The organism is Comamonas sp. 23 (genome assembly GCF_049601575.1).
GTDB classification, from domain to species: Bacteria; Pseudomonadota; Gammaproteobacteria; order Burkholderiales; family Burkholderiaceae_C; genus Comamonas; species Comamonas squillarum.
Genome location: NZ_CP187127.1, coordinates 3842700 through 3860740, shown reverse-complemented (window position 1 = coordinate 3860740; position 18041 = coordinate 3842700). Strand labels below are relative to the sequence as shown.

Here is an 18041-nt window from a genome sequence, read left to right as displayed (position 1 = left end):
GCCGACTCGGGCGTTCGCTGCCGCAGGCCATGGGCCATGCAGGTCAGGTAGCGCGGCATGGATGACAGGAAGGTGCATTGGCAGCCAGATCCCCCACCCCCGGTCGACGGCCTGCGCGATACGGCCGGGCCCTGGCTGTGGCGCCTGTGGGTGGTGGTGCCCTTGATGGTGCTGCTGGGCACGGCGCTGGTGCAGTGGCTGGCGATCCATGCCAGCCAGCAGACGGTGATCACCCAGCTGTCGGCCCAGCAGGCCGACGAGACCGAGATGCTGGCCAGGCTGATGGGCAGCAAGTTCGAGCAAAGCCAGAAGGTGCTGGGGGCCCTTGCCGAAGCGGCTGCGCCCTGGGTGCAAGGCCCCGCGTCCCAGCCGCCCCCGCTGCTGGAGCAGGGTCTGGCGGCCACGCGCTACTTTGACAGCCTGGTGTTTGCGCGCGGCACCCAGGTCTTCAGGCGCCATGTGCGCGATGCGGGCGAGGGCGACGAGGCCGTCGAGCCAGCCGAGCGCGATGTGCTGCGCCGCGTGATGGTCGATGGCAAGCCCCTGGTGTCCGAACCTTTCAAAAGTGCGTCCGGCGGGCCCAGCATTGCGCTGGGCATTGCGCTACGCGACAAGCAAGGTGCAGTGCAAGGCGCCATGGCCGGGGTGCTGCGGCTGCAGTCCCAGAGCCTGTTGCCGGTATCGCTGGCAGCCACCCCGCCGGACAGCGGACAACTGGTGCTGATGACGGCAGCGGGCGTGCTGGTATCCCACCCCGACCCGACGCGCATTCTGGGCACGACCGAAGATGACGCCTTGTTGGCCCCGGTGCTGCAACGCTGGCAGGAGCGCGCTGCCCGTGGCGGCGCCCAGACCGCGCAGTCCTGGTGGCTGGCGCCCAACCTGGTGAGCGTCGCGCAGATGCCTGCGGCCCGCTGGCTGGTGGTGCGCGTCATGCCCCATGACCAGAGCCTGCAAAGCTGGGGGCGCCAGTGGCGCAGCTGGTGGTGGCTGCTGCTCATGCCTGTGGCCCTGGCAGCGCTGACCTGCCTGTGGCTGTGGGCGCACAGCCGGCGCTTCAAGCAATTGGTGGCGCAGACACCGCTGCCCGCTGCACCCACCCCGGTGCTGGCACTGGCCTCGGGGCCGGTCCAGGTGGCCGACCCTGCCAGCGGCCCGCCGCCCGACGAGATTGACCGCATGGGCATGCACCTGCAAGAGCTGGGCCAGCAGCGCGAATCGCTGGCCGAGCAGTTGCGCCAACAGCAGCAACTGGCCGAGAGTGTGCTCGCGCATGCGCGTTTTTCCTTTTTGCTGCTGCAGCGCGATCAGATTCAACAGGTCTCCCAGGCGCTGGCCCATTTGCTGGGCTACAGCCGCCAGGACCTGCAAGGCCAGCCGGTGCGCATGCTGGCGATGGCCGACCAGGACTTCGACCAGGCCTGGGAGCAACTGGCCCCGGATCTGGAGCGCCTGGGCAGCGCTGAGACCAGTGTGGTGCTGCGCCACCAGTCGGGCGCGCCGGTCATGGTCAGCCTGCACCTGGTGAACATTGCGCAGGCGGGGCCGGATCTGCGCTGGTGCTTTGTGCGCGCCGGCCAGGCCCGCGTGGCCGCGCAGTCGCCCAGCCGCATGGACAAGCTCACCCTGCTGCCCAACTACGAGGCCTTGCTGCTGCACCTGACCGCCCTGCTGCAGGCTAGGCGCGAGGGGCTGGACCAGTCCTCGCCCAGCGCGCCGGTGCTGTTCTATGTGAATGTCGACAATATGTCGGCCATCAATGCACTGGCCGGCCATGCACAGGGCGATCTGGTGCTGCAGCATGTGGCGCGCCAGCTGCAGCTGCTGCAGCCTTTCCAGGGCTATGCGGCGCGGGTGGCGGGCGACAAGTTTGCGCTGGTGCTGCGCCAGTGCAGCCCGGAAAAGGCCCATGAGCTGGCTGCCCAGCTCTGCGACACCCTGCAGAATTGGCAGCCCCAGCTGCGCAGCAAGCATTTTGTGGTCACCGTCAGCATCGGTCTGCTTCAGATGGATGCCTCGTTTTCCGATGCGCTGCAGGTGGTGCGTGCCGCCGACATGGCCAGCTACAGCGCTAAGCGCCAGGGCGGCAACCGGGCCTGCTGGCGTGAGGCCAAGGTGGCCTGAAGGCCAGGGGCTGAGGGACATCCGCCACAGCTTGGGGTAACAACCGGGATAGGCTGCAGCCCCCGGCTGATAAGCTTGAATGTCCTCATTCAAAACACCCGCATGCGCGACCAAGCCCTGTTTGACAAGATTGACCTGCACCTGATCCGGGTGCTGCACACGGTGCTGACCGAGCGCAGCGTCTCGCGGGCGGCCTTGCGCCTGGGCATGTACCAGCCGGCGGTGTCGGCCGCACTCAAGCGCCTGCGCGACCTGGTGGGCGACCCTTTGCTGGTGCGCTCGGGCGCGGCGATGATGCCCACCGACAAGGGCCAGCGCATGGTCGAGCCGGCCGCTGCCATCCTGCGCGCTGCCGAAGGCCTGTTCAGCGATGCCCGCGATTTTGACCCGCAGACGGCGACCCGCACTTTCCGCATTGCAGCGAGTGATTACTTCGATCCGCTGTTCCTGCCCGCGCTGGTCGCGCGCATCAAGTCCGAGGCGCCGCTGTGCGTGGTGGAGATCTACCCGCTGTCGTCCGAAACCCACTACCACGCCCAGCTCGCCCAGGGCGATATCGATGTGGTGGTGGGCAACTGGCTGCAGCCCACCGGTGACCTGCACATGACCAGCCTGATGAGCGATGAGGTGGTGAGCCTGGTCAGCCGCCGCCACCCGGCCGTGCGGCGGGGCTGGGATGTCGAGGCCTGGCTGCAGGCCGAGCATATTGCGCCCACTGCCACGCACCCGGGCGCGCGCGGCATCATCGACGCCCGGCTTGATGCACTGGGGGTGGAGCGGCGCATCATGGCGCGCTGCGCCCACTTCAGTGCCATTCCTGCCATGGTGGCATCGAGCTTGCTTGTGCTGACCACGGGGCGCCAGTTCTGTGAGCGCTTTGTCGACACGCATGCGCTGGCCATTTTGGACTGCCCGCTGGCGCTGCCGCCGCTCGATTACTACCTGCTGTGGCACGCCCGGACCCATGCCTCTGATGCGGCCATCTGGCTGCGCAGCTGCCTGAAAAAAACCGCGCTCTCGCTGCGAAGCCCGGCGGGCTATTCGCCGTGAGTGAGCGCATCTTCGCGTTTTATCCCGCGCTCGGGTAACAATTTGAGGGACAATTGCCGCCCATGAAAGAACAGACCCCGACACCGACGACCGATGGCGCGGCCGCGCCCCGGTTACAGCTGATCGGCATCACCAAGCGCTACCCAGCGGTTGTAGCCAATAACAAAGTAGCGTTGACTGTACGCGCCGGGGAAATCCACGCCGTGCTGGGCGAGAACGGCGCGGGCAAGTCCACGTTGATGAAGATCATCTACGGCTCGGTCAAACCCGATGAGGGCCAGATCCTGGTCGACGGCCAGCCAGTGCAGATCCGCAACCCCCAGGAGGCACGCCAGCTGGGCATCAGCATGGTGTTCCAGCATTTCAGCCTGTTTGACACCTTGACGGTGGCCGAGAACGTCTGGCTGGGTCAGAACAAGCGGATGTCGCTCGCGGAAGTGACCGCCCGCATCACCGAGGTGGCCAGCGAGTATGGCCTGGACATCGATCCGCAGCGGCCGGTGCACAGCCTGTCGGTGGGCGAGATGCAGCGGGTGGAGATCATCCGCGGCCTGCTCACCCGCCCCCGCGTGCTGATCCTCGATGAGCCGACCTCGGTGCTCACGCCCCAGGCGGTGGAAAAGCTGTTTGTCGTGCTGCGCAAGCTGGCCGCCGAGGGCTGCAGCATTCTCTATATCAGCCACAAGCTCCATGAAATCCGCGCGCTGTGCACCGCCTGCACGGTGCTGCGTGGTGGCGAGGTGACCGGCGAGTGCGACCCGCGTGAGCAAAGCAATGCCTCGCTGTCGCGCATGATGATTGGCGCCGAGCCGCCGATGCTCAAGCTGCGCCCCAGCCAGGCAGGGGCCACGGTGCTGAGCGTGCAGCAGCTGCGCCTGGCCAAGCAGGACCCGTTTGGTGTGGACCTGGATGGCATTTCGCTGCAGGTGCGGGCCGGCGAGGTGGTGGGGATTGCCGGTGTCTCGGGCAATGGCCAAAAGGAGCTGCTCTATGCGCTCTCGGGCGAAGACATGCGCGCCGAGCCGCAGGCCGTGCTGATGGATGCCACGCCGATGGGGCGCATGGGTCCGGGCCAGCGCCGCGCGCTGGGCCTGCATTTTGTGCCCGAAGAACGCCTGGGGCGGGGCGCCGTGCCCAGCATGAGCCTGGCGCACAACCTGGTGTTGACGCGCAACGAGATGCTGGGCGCCGGCGGCTGGCTGCGCATGGGCCAGCTCGACCAGATGGCGCGGGGCATCATCGCGCGCTTTGGTGTCAAGGCTGGTGGCCCGCAGGCCAGTGCGCAGTCGCTCTCGGGCGGCAACCTGCAAAAGTTCATCGTGGGCCGGGAAATCGATGCCCAGCCCCGCCTGCTGATCGTCTCGCAGCCCACCTGGGGGGTGGATGTGGGCGCGGCAGCGCAGATCCGCGGCGAGATCCTGGCGCTGCGCGATGCGGGCTGCGCCGTGCTGGTGCTCAGTGAGGAGTTGGAAGAATTGTTTGAAATCAGTGATCGCCTGCATGTGATTGCCAAGGGCCGCCTGTCGCCATCGGTGGGGCGGGCCGATGCCTCGGTGCAGTTGATCGGCGAATGGATGAGTGGCCTCTGGGAAGGCCGCAATGCCGCCCCGGCTGCCGCTGCTGCCGCTCTCGCCGAGGAGGGCCGCCATGCTTAAGCTAGAGCAACGCCCCCAGGCCTCGCGCTTTTGGACTTTTGGCTCGCCGGTGCTGGCCTTGCTGATCACCGTGCTGATCGGCGTGGGCCTGTTTGTGCTGCTGGGCAAGGACCCGGTCAAGGGCCTGCAGGCCTTTTTCTGGGAGCCGATCAAGTCTGGCTACGCGCTGGGCGAGCTGACGATGAAGGCCACGCCGCTGCTGCTGATTGCACTGGGCCTGGCCGTCTGCTTTCGCTCCAATGTCTGGAACATTGGTGCCGAGGGCCAGTTTGTCATTGGCGCCGTGGCCGCGGGCGGTATGGCCTTGCTGGCTGACAAGAACACCGGGCCCTGGATCGTGCCCGTCATCCTGCTGGCTGGCATGCTCGGCGGCATGGTCTGGGCCGGCATCGTGGCCTGGCTGCGCGACCGCTTCAATGCCAACGAGATCCTCGTCAGCCTGATGCTGGTCTATGTCGCCACGCTGGTGCTGGGCTACCTGGTCTACGGGCCCTGGAAAGACCCGATGGGCTACAACTTTCCGCAGACCAAGAGCTTCGAGAAAATCACGCAAATCCCCAAACTGGTGCAAGGCATGCGCATGAACATCGGCGTGCTAATTGCGCTGGCCGGTGCTGCGCTGCTGTGGGTCTACCTGTTCCGCACCCGCGCCGGGCTGGCCCAGCAGGTGGGGGGCCTGGCGCCCTCGGCGGCCCGCTATGCCGGCTTTTCGTCGCGCAAGGCCTTGTGGACGGCGCTGATGATCTCGGGCGCCACTGCCGGCCTGGCCGGCGCACTGGAAGTGGCCGGCCCCCTGGGCCAGCTCACCCCCTATGTGCCCGCCGGCTATGGCTTTGCGGCCATCATCGTCGCCTTTGTCGGTCGCCTGCACCCGGTGGGCATGGTTTTCTCCGCGATTCTTATGAGCATGTTCTATATCGGCGGAGAGCTGGCGCAGTCGCGCCTGGGCCTGCCCAAGGCCCTGACCGGCGTCTTCCAGGGGCTGCTGCTGTTCACCTTGCTGGCTTGCGACACCTTGGTGGTCTACCGCCTGCGTTGGGTGGCATCGCGCGCCGCAGTGAAAGGAGGCCTGTGATGGAATCCTATGCACTGCTGTTGGGCGCCACGCTGAGCGCTGGCACCGTGTTGGCGCTCGCCGCACTGGGCCTGCTGATCAACGAGAAGGCCGGCATCGTCAACCTGGGCGCCGAGGGCATGATGCTGTGCGCAGCGATTGCCGGTTTTGCCACCGTCGTCCACACCGGCAGCACCTGGCTGGGCTTTGGCGCGGGCATGCTCGCTGGCGCCGTGTTGGCCGCCATCTTTGGCGTGCTGGTGATCTGGCTCAACACCAACCAGTACGCCACGGGCCTGGCACTGTCGCTGTTTGGCGCCGGTTTCTCGGCTTTTGTCGGCCTGTCCTACGTGCAGGCCAAGCTGCCCAGCCTGCCCAAGTACGCGATTCCGGGCCTGGCCGATATCCCGCTCTTGGGCCCGGCGCTCTTTAGCTTGCACCCGCTGGTATATGGCGCCATGGCGCTGGTGCTGGTGATGATGTGGTTCCTCTACCGCACGCGCGCAGGCCTCGTGCTGCGCGCCGTCGGTGAATCGCCCACATCTGCCCATGCGCTGGGCTACCCGGTGCGCCGCATCCGCCTGATGGCGGTGGTGTTCGGTGGCGCGATGTGTGGCCTGGCCGGTGCCTATATCTCGACCGTCTATACGCCGCTGTGGGTGGAGGGCATGGTCTCGGGCCGGGGCTGGATTGCGCTGGCGCTGACCACCTTTGCCACCTGGCGCCCCGCGCGGGTGCTGCTGGGCGCCTACCTGTTTGGCGGTGTGACCATGCTGCAGTTCCACCTGCAGGCCAGCGGCGTGCAGCTGGCCAGCCAGCTGCTGTCGATGCTGCCTTACCTGGCCACCATCGTGGTGCTGGTGCTGATCTCGCGCAATCCAACCTGGATTCGCGCCAATATGCCGGCCTCGTTGGGCAAGCCTTTCTATCCCGGGTCATAAGCGCGTGTCAGCACGCGCCCATCACAATAACAGCGGCCCGCTTTTTGTCCGTTCTTTATAAAAACCAAGGATTCATCCATGCAAACCATGCGCAAGCGCTCCGTGATCAAGTTGATCGGCCTGTCGGCCCTGTCGTTGGCGACCCTGGCCGCCTGCGGCAAGAAGGAAGAGCCCGCCGCCCCGGCAGCTCCTGCGCCGGCTGCCGCCGCCCCTGCTGCCGACAAGCTCAAGGTCAGCTTCATGTATGTGAGCCCGATTGGTGACGGCGGCTGGACCTTCCAGCACGAGCTGGCACGCAAAGCGATTGCACAGAAGTTTGGCGACAAGATCGAGACCTCGATGGTCGAGAGCGTGCCCGAGTCGGCCGATGCCGAGCGCGTGCTGCGCGACATGGCAGGCCAGGGCAACAAGCTCATTTTTGCGACCAGCTTTGGCTACCAGGAATTTGTGCAGAAGGCCGCTGCCGACCTCAAGGATGTGAAGTTCGAGCACGCCACCGGCTACAAGCAGGCCGACAACGTGGCGGTCTACGACACCAAGACCTTTGAAGGCGCCTACCTCGCCGGTATCGTGGCCGGCTCGATGACCAAGACCAAGACCGTCGGTGTGGTCGCCTCGGTGCCGATTCCGGAAGTGGTGCGCAACATCAACAGCTTTGTGCTGGGCGCGCAAAGTGTCGACCCCAGCATCCAGGCCAAGGTGGTCTGGGTGAACGAATGGTTTGCACCGCCCAAGGAGTCGGAAGCGGCCACCAGCCTGATCAACGGCGGCGTGGATGTGATGTACCAGAACACCAACTCGCCCGCCGTCCTCAAGACCGCCGAAGAGCGCGGCGTCTACGCCTTTGGCAAGGACGGCGACATGAGCGCTTTTGCACCCAAGGCCCACCTGGGCTCGGCCGTGATCGACTGGACGCCTTACTACAGCAAGGTGGTCGAAGACACCTTGGCCGGCCAATGGCAGTCGGGCAACTTCTGGTGGGGTGTGAAGGAAGGCGCGATGGACCTGGTCAAGATTGCCGACCAGGTGCCCCAGGACGCCAAGGACAAGGTCGAAAAGGCCAAGCAAGGCATGAAGGACGGCAGCTTCGCCGTCTGGACCGGCCCGATCGTGGACAACAAGGGCCAGGAAGTGCTGGCCAGCGGCACGGTGGGCGATGATGCCTTCCTGCGCGGCATCAACTTCTATGTCAAGGGCATCGAAGGCGCAGTGCCCGGCGCCAAGTAAGCCGGCTGCAGCGCCAGGTCGGGACTTGGGCGCCCGGCCGGGCCTGCTGGCAAACAAACAACAGTGCCGCGCGGCGGGCCGGGCGGCACTTGGAACCTGGCCCGATTTATGCATATATTGGCCGGGCGATGTTCTACCCGCTGCAGGCCGGCATGGTGGCTTGTAGAGCTCGGCATTCCAACAACATTCGAGGACACACAGATGACTGATTTCCGTAAGCGTTCGCTGATCAAGGTGGCCGCGCTCTCCGCGCTGGCTGCTGCCGCCGTCGTGGGTTGCAGCAAGAAGGAAGAGGCGCCAGCGCCTGCACCCGCTGCTGCCCCGGCAGCCGCAGCCCCTGCGGCCGATCCGCTGAAGATCGCCTTTGCCTACGTGGGCCCGGTGGGCGACGGCGGCTGGACCTTTGCACATGACCAGGCGCGCAAGGCGCTGGAGAAGGAATTTGGCGACAAGATCCAGACCAGCTTTGTCGAAAGCGTGCCCGAAGGCGCGGACGCCGAGCGCGTGCTGCGTGACATGGCCACCCAGGGCAACAAGCTGGTGTTTGGCACCACCTTTGGCTATATGGACGTGATCCAGAAGCTGGCGCCCGAGTTTGCCGATGTGAAATGGGAACACGCCACCGGCTACAAGGTGGCCGGCAATGTCAGCACCTATGACAGCCGCACCTACGAAGGCGCGTACCTCGCCGGTATCATCGCCGGCTCGATGACCAAGTCCAACACCTTGGGCGTGGTGGGCTCGGTGCCGATCCCCGAGGTGATCCGCAACATCAACAGCTTCACCCTGGGCGCGCAAAGCGTCAACCCCAAGATCAGCACCAAGGTGGTCTGGGTCAATGAATGGTTCAGCCCTCCGAAGGAAACCGAAGCGGCCACCAGCCTGATCAATGGCGGCGCGGACATTCTGTTCCAGAACACCGACTCGCCGGCCGTGCTCAAGACCGCTGAAGAAAAGGGCAAGCGCGCCTTTGGCTGGGATTCGGACATGACCGCCTACGGCCCCAAGGCCCACCTGGGCTCGGCCATCATCAACTGGGCGCCGTACTACATCGACACCACCCGCAGCGCGCTGGACGGCAAGTGGACCAGCCGCCAGACCTGGTGGGGCGTGAAGGAAGGCACGATCGACCTGGTGTCCATGGCTGACGATGTGCCGGCCGAGACCAAGGCCAAGGTCGAAGAAGTCAAGAAGGGCCTCAAGGACGGTACGTTCAGCATCTGGAAGGGCCCCATCCTGGGCCAGGATGGCAAGGAAATCCTGGCGGCCGACAAGGTCGCCGACGACGACTTCCTCAAGGGCATCAGCTTCTACATCAAGGGCGTGGAAGGCCAGGTTCCTGGCAAGTGATGCGCGGGCGCTGCGCCGGTGCTCGACGCCCGGCGTTCGATGTCCGTTCTAAACGCGAGTGGCAGCGGTGCTTTTGGCTCCGGTGCTAACATTGCGACCAAAGGCTGCCCCAGGGCAGCCTTGTCATTTATACCAAGAGATTTCCCCCGATGATCGAAGCCCAACAATGGCACCCGGTTGCCTTGTCTGATGTGGTGGTGGATGCCCCGCTGCCGGTGCGCCTGCTGGACCAGGAGCTGGTGCTGTGGCGCGATGCGCTAGGCCAGGTGCAGGCCTTTGTCGACCGCTGCCCGCACCGTGGCGCCCGCCTGTCGCTGGGCCGCGTGCAGGATGGCCAGCTGGAGTGCCCCTACCACGGCTGGCAGTTTGCCAGCGGCGGCCAGTGTGTGAAGGTGCCGGCCGTGCCCGCCTTTGTGCCGCCCGCCAAGCACTGCGTGGCCTCCTATGGCGTGCAGGAGGCCCATGGCCTGGTGTGGGTGCAGCTGGCGCCGGCGGCAGAAGGCCAGGCGCCCGTGCCTCTGCCGGTGTTCGAGGCCGAAGCCGATGAGCGCCTGCGCAAGCTCAACTGCGGCCCTTATGATGTGGAGGCCAGCGCCCCGCGCATCATCGAGAACTTTCTCGATATGTCGCACTTTGGCTTTGTGCACGAGGGCTGGCTGGGCAGCCGCGATGCAACCGAGATGTCCCACTACGAGGTCGAAGCCACCGAGCGGGGCGTGAAGGCCACCGGCTGCAAGGCGATCCAGCCCCAGTCGAACCTGCACTCCACCAAGCCGGCTGAAGTGGACTACAGCTACGAGGTGACCGCCCCCTACACCGCCTTGCTGACCAAGGTGCCCGAGAGCGGATCGAGCAAGCAGGGCTGGCGCGAGGCGATTGGCCTATTTGTCTGCCCGGTCACGCCCGAGCGCAGCCGCGTCTGGTTCCGCCTGGCCGTGGCGGATTTCGACAGCTCGGACGAGCAACTGCAGCAGTTTCAGCATACGATCTTTACCCAGGATCAGCCCGTGCTGGAGTCGCAGATGCCCAAGCCGCTGCCGCTCGATGCCAAGGCAGAGCTGAACTCACCGGCCGACCGCATGTCGGTGGCCTACCGCCGCTACCTCAAGGCCAGTGGCGTCACTTTTGGAGTGTGTTGAGATGTACACCGTCCCCCAGATCGAAGCGGCCCGCCTGCCGGGCCTGCTGCGTGCCATGCCCAAGGCCGAGCTGCATATGCACATCGAAGGCTCGCTCGAGCCCGAGCTGATCTTTGCGCTGGCCCAGCGCAATGGCGTGGCCTTGCCCTATGCCGATGTCGAGAGCCTGCGCGCCGCTTACGCCTTTACCAACCTGCAGAGCTTTCTCGATATCTACTACGCGGGCGCCAGTGTCTTGCTGACCGAGCAGGACTTCTACGACATGGCCATGGCCTACCTGGAGCGGGCTGTGGCCGACAATGTCGTGCACACCGAGATCTTCTTTGACCCGCAAACGCACACCGCCCGTGGCGTGGCGATGGCGAGCGTCATCCAGGGCCTGCACAAGGCCTGCGTGGATGCGGAAAAGCGCTGGGGCATCAGCGCGCAGTTGATTCTGAATTTTCTGCGCCACCTGAGCGAAGAAGAAGCGCTGCAGACCCTGGGTGAGGCCTTGCCTTACCGCGCCTATTTCAGCGGGGTGGGTCTGGACAGCAGCGAGGTCGGCAACCCACCGGAGAAATTTGCCCGCGTGTTTACGCGCTGCAAGGACCTGGGCCTGCGCCGCGTGGCCCATGCCGGCGAGGAAGGGCCACCGGCCTACATCTGGGGCGCGCTGGATGTGCTGCATGCCGAGCGCGTGGACCATGGCGTGCAAGCGGTGCACGATGCCGCGCTGATGCAGCGGCTCAAGGACGAACGCATTCCCCTGACCGTCTGCCCGCTGTCCAACCAGAAGCTGCAGGTGTTCCCCGACCTGGCCGACCACAATATGCCGCAGCTGCTGGCTGCGGGCCTGGTGGCCACGGTCAACTCGGACGACCCGGCCTATTTTGGCGGCTATATCAACGAGAACTTTGTACAGCTGTTTGCCGCCACCGGCATGGGCTCGGACGAGGCCTACCAACTGGCGGCCAACAGCTTTGAAGCCAGCTTTGTGCCGCAGACGCGCAAGCAGGCCTGGCTGGGCCAGCTGCAGATGGCCTTTGCCGAGGCAGCCCGTTGAACTGAAACGCTAAAGCAAACAGGGCGCCGCGAGGCGCCCTGTTTGCTGGCAGGTGAGCGGCGACGTTAAGCGGCGGCTGCTGCGGGCACCGACTCCGACAGCATGGCATTGCGCAGCTGCAGCGCATAGCCTTCCAGCACCGCGCCGCCAGGCTCCTTGCGCGGCCAGCTGAAGCTCACGCCGTCGTCGGCATGGCGCGGCACGACATGCAGGTGGAAGTGCGCGACGGTCTGACCGCCTTCGACGCCATTGGCCTGCAGCAACGTGAGGCCTGCGGGCTCGAAAGCGATCTTGGCGGCCAGTGCCACCTTGCGCGCCGTCTGCATCACCGCAGCCGATTCTTCGTCGGTGATCTCGAAAATATTGGCTGCGTGGCGCTTGGTTGCGACCAGCACATGGCCGGGGTTAACCTGGCCCAGGTCCATGAAGGCGATCGTCAGCGCATCTTCATACACCTTGGCCGAAGGGATTTCTCCTTGCACCAGTCGGCAGAAAATGCAGACACCGGCAGGGGACGGATCAACAAAATGCGGCATGGGCCAAGCCTCCTCCTTGGGCTTTGGCAGCGGCTGCTGTCTGTGCAGTGCCACTACCAGTGGATTTAACCAACAGGTAAAACAAACACTATAGACCGCAGATATGACCCGCGTATACATCTGAGCCTGGGGTTTTCCCTGGTTAACCATCGCGCTGCTGTCAGCCTACAGCCCGAGTTGCAGCGCGGTCAGCAGCCGGCACTGCCGACAGCGCTGCTGCGGCGCATAGAAACTATTGCCAGGTCCATATAACGGCAGACCTTGGCAGACGCTAAGCTTGGCAGCATGCATATTTACCGATCCGCCCTGTTGCGCTTTGCCGATGACGGCCAGGCGCTGTATGAAGAAGATGGCCTGCTGGCCGTGGCCCCGGGCCCCGATGGCCGCGAGCGTGTGCTGGCCGCAGGCAGTTGGCAGGCGCTGTCGGCCCAGCTGATGGCCCAGGCGGGGGCCGATGCCGTGGTCGAGCAACTGCCCGGCCGCATCATCGCGCCGGGTTTTGTCGACATGCACATCCACTACCCGCAGACCGATGTGATCGGCTCGCCCGCCAGCGGCCTCCTGCCCTGGCTCAATGACTACACCTTTCCCCATGAGTCGCGCTTTGTCGATGCCGCCTACGCGGCAGAAGTGGCGCAATTCTTTGTCGATGAGCTGCTGCGCAATGGCGTGACCACGGCGCTGACCTTTGCAACCTCGCACCCGGCATCGGCCGATGCGCTGTTTGCCCAGGCGCACAAGCGCCAGATGCGGCTGATCACCGGCAAGGTGCTGCAGGACCGCCATTCGCCCGACGGCGTGCGCGATGAGACCGAGCAAAGCCTGGTCGACACCGAGGCGCTGATCTGCCGCTGGCATGGTGTGGACCGCCTGGGATACGCGATCACGCCGCGCTTTGCGCCCACCAGCAGCGAGGCCCAACTGCGCGGCGCCGGCGAGCTGGCAGCGCGCTACGGCGATGTCTGGATCCAGTCGCATGTCGCCGAAAACCTCGACGAGATTGCCTGGGTGCGCGAGCTGTTTCCGGACAGCCGCAGCTACCTGCAGGTCTATGCCGACCGGGGGCTGATGCGTGAGCGTGCCGTCTATGCCCATTGCATCCACCTCGATGCACGTGACCGCGCGCTGATGCACGAAACCCGCACCGCCGCAGCGGTGAGCCCTACCAGCAACCTTTTTTTGGCCAGCGGCTTTTTTGACTATGCCCAGGCCGACGCCGCGCAGATGTTGTACGGCCTGGCCAGCGATGTGGGCGGCGGCACGAGTTTTAGCCCGTTTCGCACCATGCTGGCGGCCTACTTTGTCGGTCGCGAGGGGCGCGACAAGCAGGGCCTGTCGCTCGCGCCCAGCCATCTGTGGTGGCAGCACACGGCCGGTGCGGCGCAGGCGCTGGGCCTGGCTGGGGTGGTCGGCAACCTGCAGCCGGGTTGCGAAGCCGACTTTGTCGTGCTCAACCCGCAGGCCACGCTGCTGATCGCCCGCAAGACGGCGCAGGCCCGCAATCTGGAGGAGCTGCTGTTCAGCCTCATCGTGCTGGGCGATGACCGCCTGATCGAGCGCAGCCGGATTGCGCAGAAGCAGGGCTGATCCTGGTGCAGCGGTAGTGCAGGGGCAGGCCTCGGGGCGGCTGCAGATGCCGCCCGCCGGGGCAATGCCTTTCGCTACAATGCCGCCTAGGAGTTATTTCAGACATGAGCATTCAAAGCGACAAGTGGATTCGCCGCATGGCGGAACAGCACGGCATGATCGAGCCCTTCGAGCCCGGTCAGGTGCGCCAGGTGGATGGCAAGAAAATCATCAGCTATGGCACCTCCAGCTACGGCTACGACATCCGCTGCGCCCGCGAATTCAAGGTGTTCACCAACATCCACAGCACCGTGGTCGATCCCAAGAACTTCGATGAAAAAAGCTTTGTCGATTTTGAAGGCGACTACTGCATCATTCCGCCCAACAGCTTTGCGTTGGCCCGCACCGTCGAGTACTTCCGCATTCCGCGCGATGTGCTGACCGTCTGCCTGGGCAAGAGCACCTATGCGCGCTGCGGCATCATCGTCAATGTGACGCCGTTCGAGCCTGAGTGGGAAGGCTATGTAACCCTCGAGTTCTCCAACACCACGCCGCTGCCGGCCAAGATCTATGCGGGCGAGGGCTGCGCGCAGGTGCTGTTCCTGCGCGGTGATGAGCCCTGCGAGGTGAGCTACAAGGACCGCAATGGCAAGTACCAGGGCCAGCATGGCGTCACCTTGCCAAAGGCCTGACAACGCGCCATCTTGCCCTGCAGCCACTCCCGTTTTGGAGTGGCTTTTTTACGGGGCCTGTTTACAGTGGCCCAGGTCTTTGCAAATTTTCTTCAATGGGGGCGCTGCGGGCCCATTTTCTGCGCGCTCGGGAGCCGGTCTTACGCGCTGGGCCACCGCAAATGCGCTACTGTAGACGGATCAATAACAGAGGCAGTGCCAGGGCACTGCAAGGAGAGCGACCATGAAATGGGAAGGCAACCGCGAATCGAGCAATGTGGAAGACCGCCGCGGCAGTGGTGGCGGGGGCGGCGGAGGCTTTGGCCTGGGCGGGCGCAGCATCGGCATTGGCACCGTGGTGCTGGCGCTGATTGGCTGGGGGGTGTTTGGCATCAACCCGCTCACCACCATCGGCGTGCTCTCGGGGGGGGGCTCGCCCGCGCCCACGCAGCAAGGCCCGGCCAAGGCGCCACCGGCCAATGACCAGGGGGCCAAGTTTGTCTCCACCGTGCTGGCCTCGACCGAAGATGTCTGGAGCGATATCTTCACCAAGGGTGGCGCCCAGTACCGCGCGCCGCGCCTGGTGCTGTTCACCGGCGTCACGCGCACCGCCTGCGGCACCGGCCAGTCGGCGATGGGCCCGTTCTACTGCCCCGGTGACCAGAAGGTGTACCTGGACATGGATTTCTTCAACACCATGAGCCGCCAGCTGGGCGCGCCCGGTGAGTTTGCGCGCGCATATGTGGTTGCGCACGAGGTGGGCCACCATGTACAGAACCTGCTGGGTATCTCGGGCAAGGTCGATGCGATGCGCGGCCGCATCAGCGAGCGCGAGCAAAATGCGCTGTCGGTGCGGCTGGAGCTGCAGGCCGACTGCTATGCCGGCATCTGGGCCAACCATTCCCAGCAGGCCAAGAGCTGGCTGGAGCAGGGCGACATTGAATCGGCCGTGAATGCCGCTCAGCAGATCGGTGATGACAAGCTGCAGCGCGAAGCCACCGGCACCGTGCGCCCCGACAGCTTCACCCACGGCTCCAGCGCCCAGCGCGTGCGCTGGTTCACGCAGGGCTACAAGACCGGCAGCGTCCAGTCTTGCGATACCTTCCAGGCCGGCAGCCTGTGATGCACTTGGCCCCGGCCGCTAAAAATCGGGCTGGGCCGATCCGCTGCGGCCTTCCGCTGCAGGCTGGCGGCGCCCGTTTCTACGCTGGCCAGCCAGGATTTTCAGGGGCCGCGTGCGAATCCGTAAGGCAAGACAGGGTTAAGCTAAGCGCCGATTTGTCTGCAGTGCGACAATAGGGGGCTTACATGACAAATTCTTTCTCCAACCTTCATCTGGCCGAGCCCCTGGCCAAAGCCATCTCCGAGATGGGCTACGCATCCATGACTCCCATTCAGGCACAGGCCATCCCTGTGGTGCTGACTGGGAAAGACGTCATGGGTGCTGCACAAACTGGCACGGGCAAGACAGCTGCTTTCTCATTGCCGCTGCTCCAGCGGATGATGGTGCACGAAAACAGCTCGGCATCGCCCGCGCGCCATCCGGTGCGTGCGCTGGTGCTGCTGCCGACGCGTGAACTGGCCGACCAGGTCGCCCAGCAGATTGCCCAGTTCGCCAAACACACCAAGCTGCGCAGCACCGTGGTGTTTGGCGGCATGGACATGAAACCGCAAACCCTGGAGCTTAAAAAGGGTGTGGAAATCCTGGTGGCGACCCCCGGTCGCCTGCTGGACCACATCGAGGCCAAGAACGCGGTGCTCAACCAGGTGGAGTACGTGGTGCTGGACGAGGCCGACCGCATGCTCGACATTGGTTTTCTGCCCGATCTGCAGCGCATCCTGTCCTTCCTGCCCAAAAAGCGCATCACCTTGCTGTTCTCGGCCACGTTCTCGCCCGAGATCAAGCGCCTGGCCGGCAGCTACCTGCAAGACCCGGTCACGATCGAGGTTGCACGCCCCAACGAAACCGCGTCCACCGTCGAGCAGCGCTTCTACGCTGCCTCTGACGATGACAAGCGCCGTGTGCTGACCAAGGTGCTGCGCGAGCGCAAGATCCGCCAGGCCTTTGTGTTCGTCAACAGCAAGCTGGGTTGCTCGCGCCTGGCGCGTACGCTGGAGCGTGAGGGCCTGCGTGCCGCAGCGCTGCACGGCGACAAGAGCCAGGATGAACGCCTCAAGGCGCTCGAAGCCTTCAAGCAAGGCGAAGTCGATCTGCTCGTCTGCACCGATGTGGCCGCCCGTGGTCTGGACATCAAGGATGTGCCCGCCGTCTTCAACTTTGATGTGCCCTTCAATGCCGAAGACTATGTGCACCGCATTGGCCGCACCGGCCGTGCTGGCGCATCCGGTCTGGCCGTCACGCTGGTCTCCCATGCCGATGCCCGCCATGTGTCGGACATCGAGAAGCTGATCAAGAAGAAGATCGACGTCGAGAACTTTGCGCTGGACGAGCAGCCCCAGCGCGAGCGCTTCAACGATGGCAACCGCGAACGCCGTGAGCGTGAAGCTGGCCGTGAGCGCGACAGCTCGCGCAGCCGCGACCGCCGCGCGCCGCGCGAGGACGACGCGCAGGACCGCCGTGAGCGCTACCGCCCGGCACCCGTCTCGCGCGATCCGTTCTTTGACAAGCCGTACGAGCCCAAGGCCGCTGAGCCCGCTGCCTGGGATGCGAACGCCAAGCCGGCGCCAGCACGTGGCCCCGGCATCAAGCCACGCCGCAAGGTCGCTGCGCTGTTCAAGCCTTCGCCAGCATCTGAATAATCTCGGTCACGACGATAGACAAAGGCCTCAGCTAACCGCTGAGGCCTTTTTTTGTTGCGCTCATCCCGGCTGCTGGGCCTGCTCGCAATCGACATGGATCAGCTCGCGCTCGGCCAGCGTATTGCCAAAGCGCACCGCGCTCAGGCAGCCACCCCAGACGCAGCCGGTATCGAGCGCCAGCAGATGGGGGCGCTGCAGATCGCCCAGGGTGGACCAGTGGCCAAAGGCAATGGTGGTGTTGGCAGTGGCGCGCCCGGGCAGGTCAAACCAGGCGGTCAGACCTTCGGGGGCATCGGCCAGGCTCTCGGTACTGTCAAAGTCCAGGCTGCCATCGGCATGGCAAAAGCGCATGCGCGTGAGCACGTTGGTGATCATGCGCAGACGCTCCATGCCCGTGAGCTCCGGATCCCATTGCGCAGGGATATTGCCGTACATGGCTTGCAAGAAGCTGGTCAGCTCTTCGCTGCGCAGCACCGCTTCCACCTCGGCCGCATAACGCAGCGTGTCGGCTGCATTCCAGCTGCGGTGCACGCCGGCATGCACCATCAGCAGTTGTTCACCCGCCACTGTGTGCGTACGCGCCAGCGGCTGCTGGCGCAGCCATGCCAAGAGCTGTGCGGCATCGGGTGCCTGCAGCACTTCCAGCAAGGTGTCGCGCCGGGAGAACTTGCGCCGGCCATGGGCAGCCGCCAGCAGGTGCAGGTCATGGTTGCCCAGAAGGGCCTGGATGCTGCCGTCCGCGTCTATGCAGCGGCGCAGGGTCTGGGCCGATTCGGGGCCCCGGTTGACCAGGTCGCCCAGCAGATAGACCGTGTCGCGGCTGGGGGAGAAGTCGATTTTGGCCAACAGACGGCCCAAAGCGCTATCGCAGCCTTGGATATCGCCGATACAGTAAAGTGACATGCTTGTTGAACTACCTGTGA

At 65.0% G+C, this 18041-nt stretch carries 15 protein-coding genes; 13 read left to right on the top strand and 2 right to left on the bottom strand.

Annotation, left to right across the window (positions count from 1 at the left end; translation table 11 throughout):
• Positions 1 to 57 precede the first annotated feature (57 nt).
• The 9 genes from ACPEE1_RS17475 to ACPEE1_RS17435 all read left to right on the top strand — a co-directional run bounded on the left by ACPEE1_RS17475 (position 58) and on the right by ACPEE1_RS17435 (position 11585).
• Positions 58 to 2124 (top strand): diguanylate cyclase domain-containing protein, encoded by a 2067-nt coding sequence (locus ACPEE1_RS17475; RefSeq protein ID WP_182345191.1) that lies wholly within the window; start codon positions 58 to 60, stop codon positions 2122 to 2124.
• Positions 2125 to 2226: 102 nt separating this feature from the next.
• Positions 2227 to 3174 carry a LysR family transcriptional regulator gene (locus ACPEE1_RS17470; RefSeq protein ID WP_116924855.1) on the top strand — a complete coding sequence of 316 codons (948 nt, stop codon included), beginning with the start codon at positions 2227 to 2229 and terminating at the stop codon, positions 3172 to 3174.
• Positions 3175 to 3236: 62 nt separating this feature from the next.
• Positions 3237 to 4829: an ABC transporter ATP-binding protein gene (locus tag ACPEE1_RS17465; protein ID WP_260719039.1), complete on the top strand. Its 1593-nt coding sequence runs from the start codon at positions 3237 to 3239 to the stop codon at positions 4827 to 4829.
• On the top strand, positions 4822 to 5904 hold the full coding sequence (locus ACPEE1_RS17460) for an ABC transporter permease (RefSeq protein ID WP_021027744.1): 1083 nt from the start codon (positions 4822 to 4824) through the stop codon (positions 5902 to 5904). Before ACPEE1_RS17465 ends, ACPEE1_RS17460 begins: the two co-directional genes overlap by 8 nt.
• Entirely contained in the window at positions 5904 to 6824 is a 921-nt protein-coding gene (locus ACPEE1_RS17455) for an ABC transporter permease (RefSeq protein ID WP_116924857.1), read from the top strand. Before ACPEE1_RS17460 ends, ACPEE1_RS17455 begins: the two co-directional genes overlap by 1 nt.
• A gap of 78 nt (positions 6825 to 6902) precedes the next feature.
• Positions 6903 to 8051 (top strand): BMP family ABC transporter substrate-binding protein, encoded by a 1149-nt coding sequence (locus ACPEE1_RS17450; RefSeq protein ID WP_116924858.1) that lies wholly within the window; start codon positions 6903 to 6905, stop codon positions 8049 to 8051.
• Positions 8052 to 8252: 201 nt separating this feature from the next.
• Positions 8253 to 9401, top strand: a complete 1149-nt coding sequence (locus tag ACPEE1_RS17445) for a BMP family ABC transporter substrate-binding protein (RefSeq protein ID WP_260719040.1) — start codon at positions 8253 to 8255, stop codon at positions 9399 to 9401.
• A gap of 149 nt (positions 9402 to 9550) precedes the next feature.
• Positions 9551 to 10540 carry an aromatic ring-hydroxylating oxygenase subunit alpha gene (locus ACPEE1_RS17440; RefSeq protein ID WP_260719041.1) on the top strand — a complete coding sequence of 330 codons (990 nt, stop codon included), beginning with the start codon at positions 9551 to 9553 and terminating at the stop codon, positions 10538 to 10540.
• A gap of 1 nt (position 10541) precedes the next feature.
• Entirely contained in the window at positions 10542 to 11585 is a 1044-nt protein-coding gene (locus ACPEE1_RS17435; RefSeq protein ID WP_260719042.1) for an adenosine deaminase, read from the top strand.
• A gap of 65 nt (positions 11586 to 11650) precedes the next feature.
• On the opposite strand, the gene ACPEE1_RS17430 is transcribed toward ACPEE1_RS17435, so the two are convergent.
• Positions 11651 to 12121, bottom strand: coding sequence for an HIT family protein (locus ACPEE1_RS17430; protein ID WP_116924937.1), 471 nt, complete (start codon positions 12119 to 12121; stop codon positions 11651 to 11653).
• A 285-nt stretch (positions 12122 to 12406) separates the two neighbouring features.
• Here ACPEE1_RS17430 and guaD point away from each other — a divergent pair, with 285 nt between their 5' ends.
• The 4 genes from guaD to ACPEE1_RS17410 all read left to right on the top strand — a co-directional run bounded on the left by guaD (position 12407) and on the right by ACPEE1_RS17410 (position 17118).
• Positions 12407 to 13708: a guanine deaminase gene (guaD, locus tag ACPEE1_RS17425; protein ID WP_423934119.1), complete on the top strand. Its 1302-nt coding sequence runs from the start codon at positions 12407 to 12409 to the stop codon at positions 13706 to 13708.
• 104 nt (positions 13709 to 13812) lie between these two features.
• On the top strand, positions 13813 to 14379 hold the full coding sequence (gene dcd, locus ACPEE1_RS17420) for a dCTP deaminase (RefSeq protein ID WP_021027736.1): 567 nt from the start codon (positions 13813 to 13815) through the stop codon (positions 14377 to 14379).
• Positions 14380 to 14602: 223 nt separating this feature from the next.
• Positions 14603 to 15481: a KPN_02809 family neutral zinc metallopeptidase gene (ypfJ, locus tag ACPEE1_RS17415; protein WP_116924863.1), complete on the top strand. Its 879-nt coding sequence runs from the start codon at positions 14603 to 14605 to the stop codon at positions 15479 to 15481.
• Positions 15482 to 15666: 185 nt separating this feature from the next.
• Entirely contained in the window at positions 15667 to 17118 is a 1452-nt protein-coding gene (locus tag ACPEE1_RS17410) for a DEAD/DEAH box helicase (protein ID WP_116924864.1), read from the top strand.
• A 60-nt stretch (positions 17119 to 17178) separates the two neighbouring features.
• On the opposite strand, the gene ACPEE1_RS17405 is transcribed toward ACPEE1_RS17410, so the two are convergent.
• Positions 17179 to 18021, bottom strand: coding sequence for a symmetrical bis(5'-nucleosyl)-tetraphosphatase (locus ACPEE1_RS17405; protein ID WP_260719044.1), 843 nt, complete (start codon positions 18019 to 18021; stop codon positions 17179 to 17181).
• Positions 18022 to 18041: the final 20 nt, after the last annotated feature.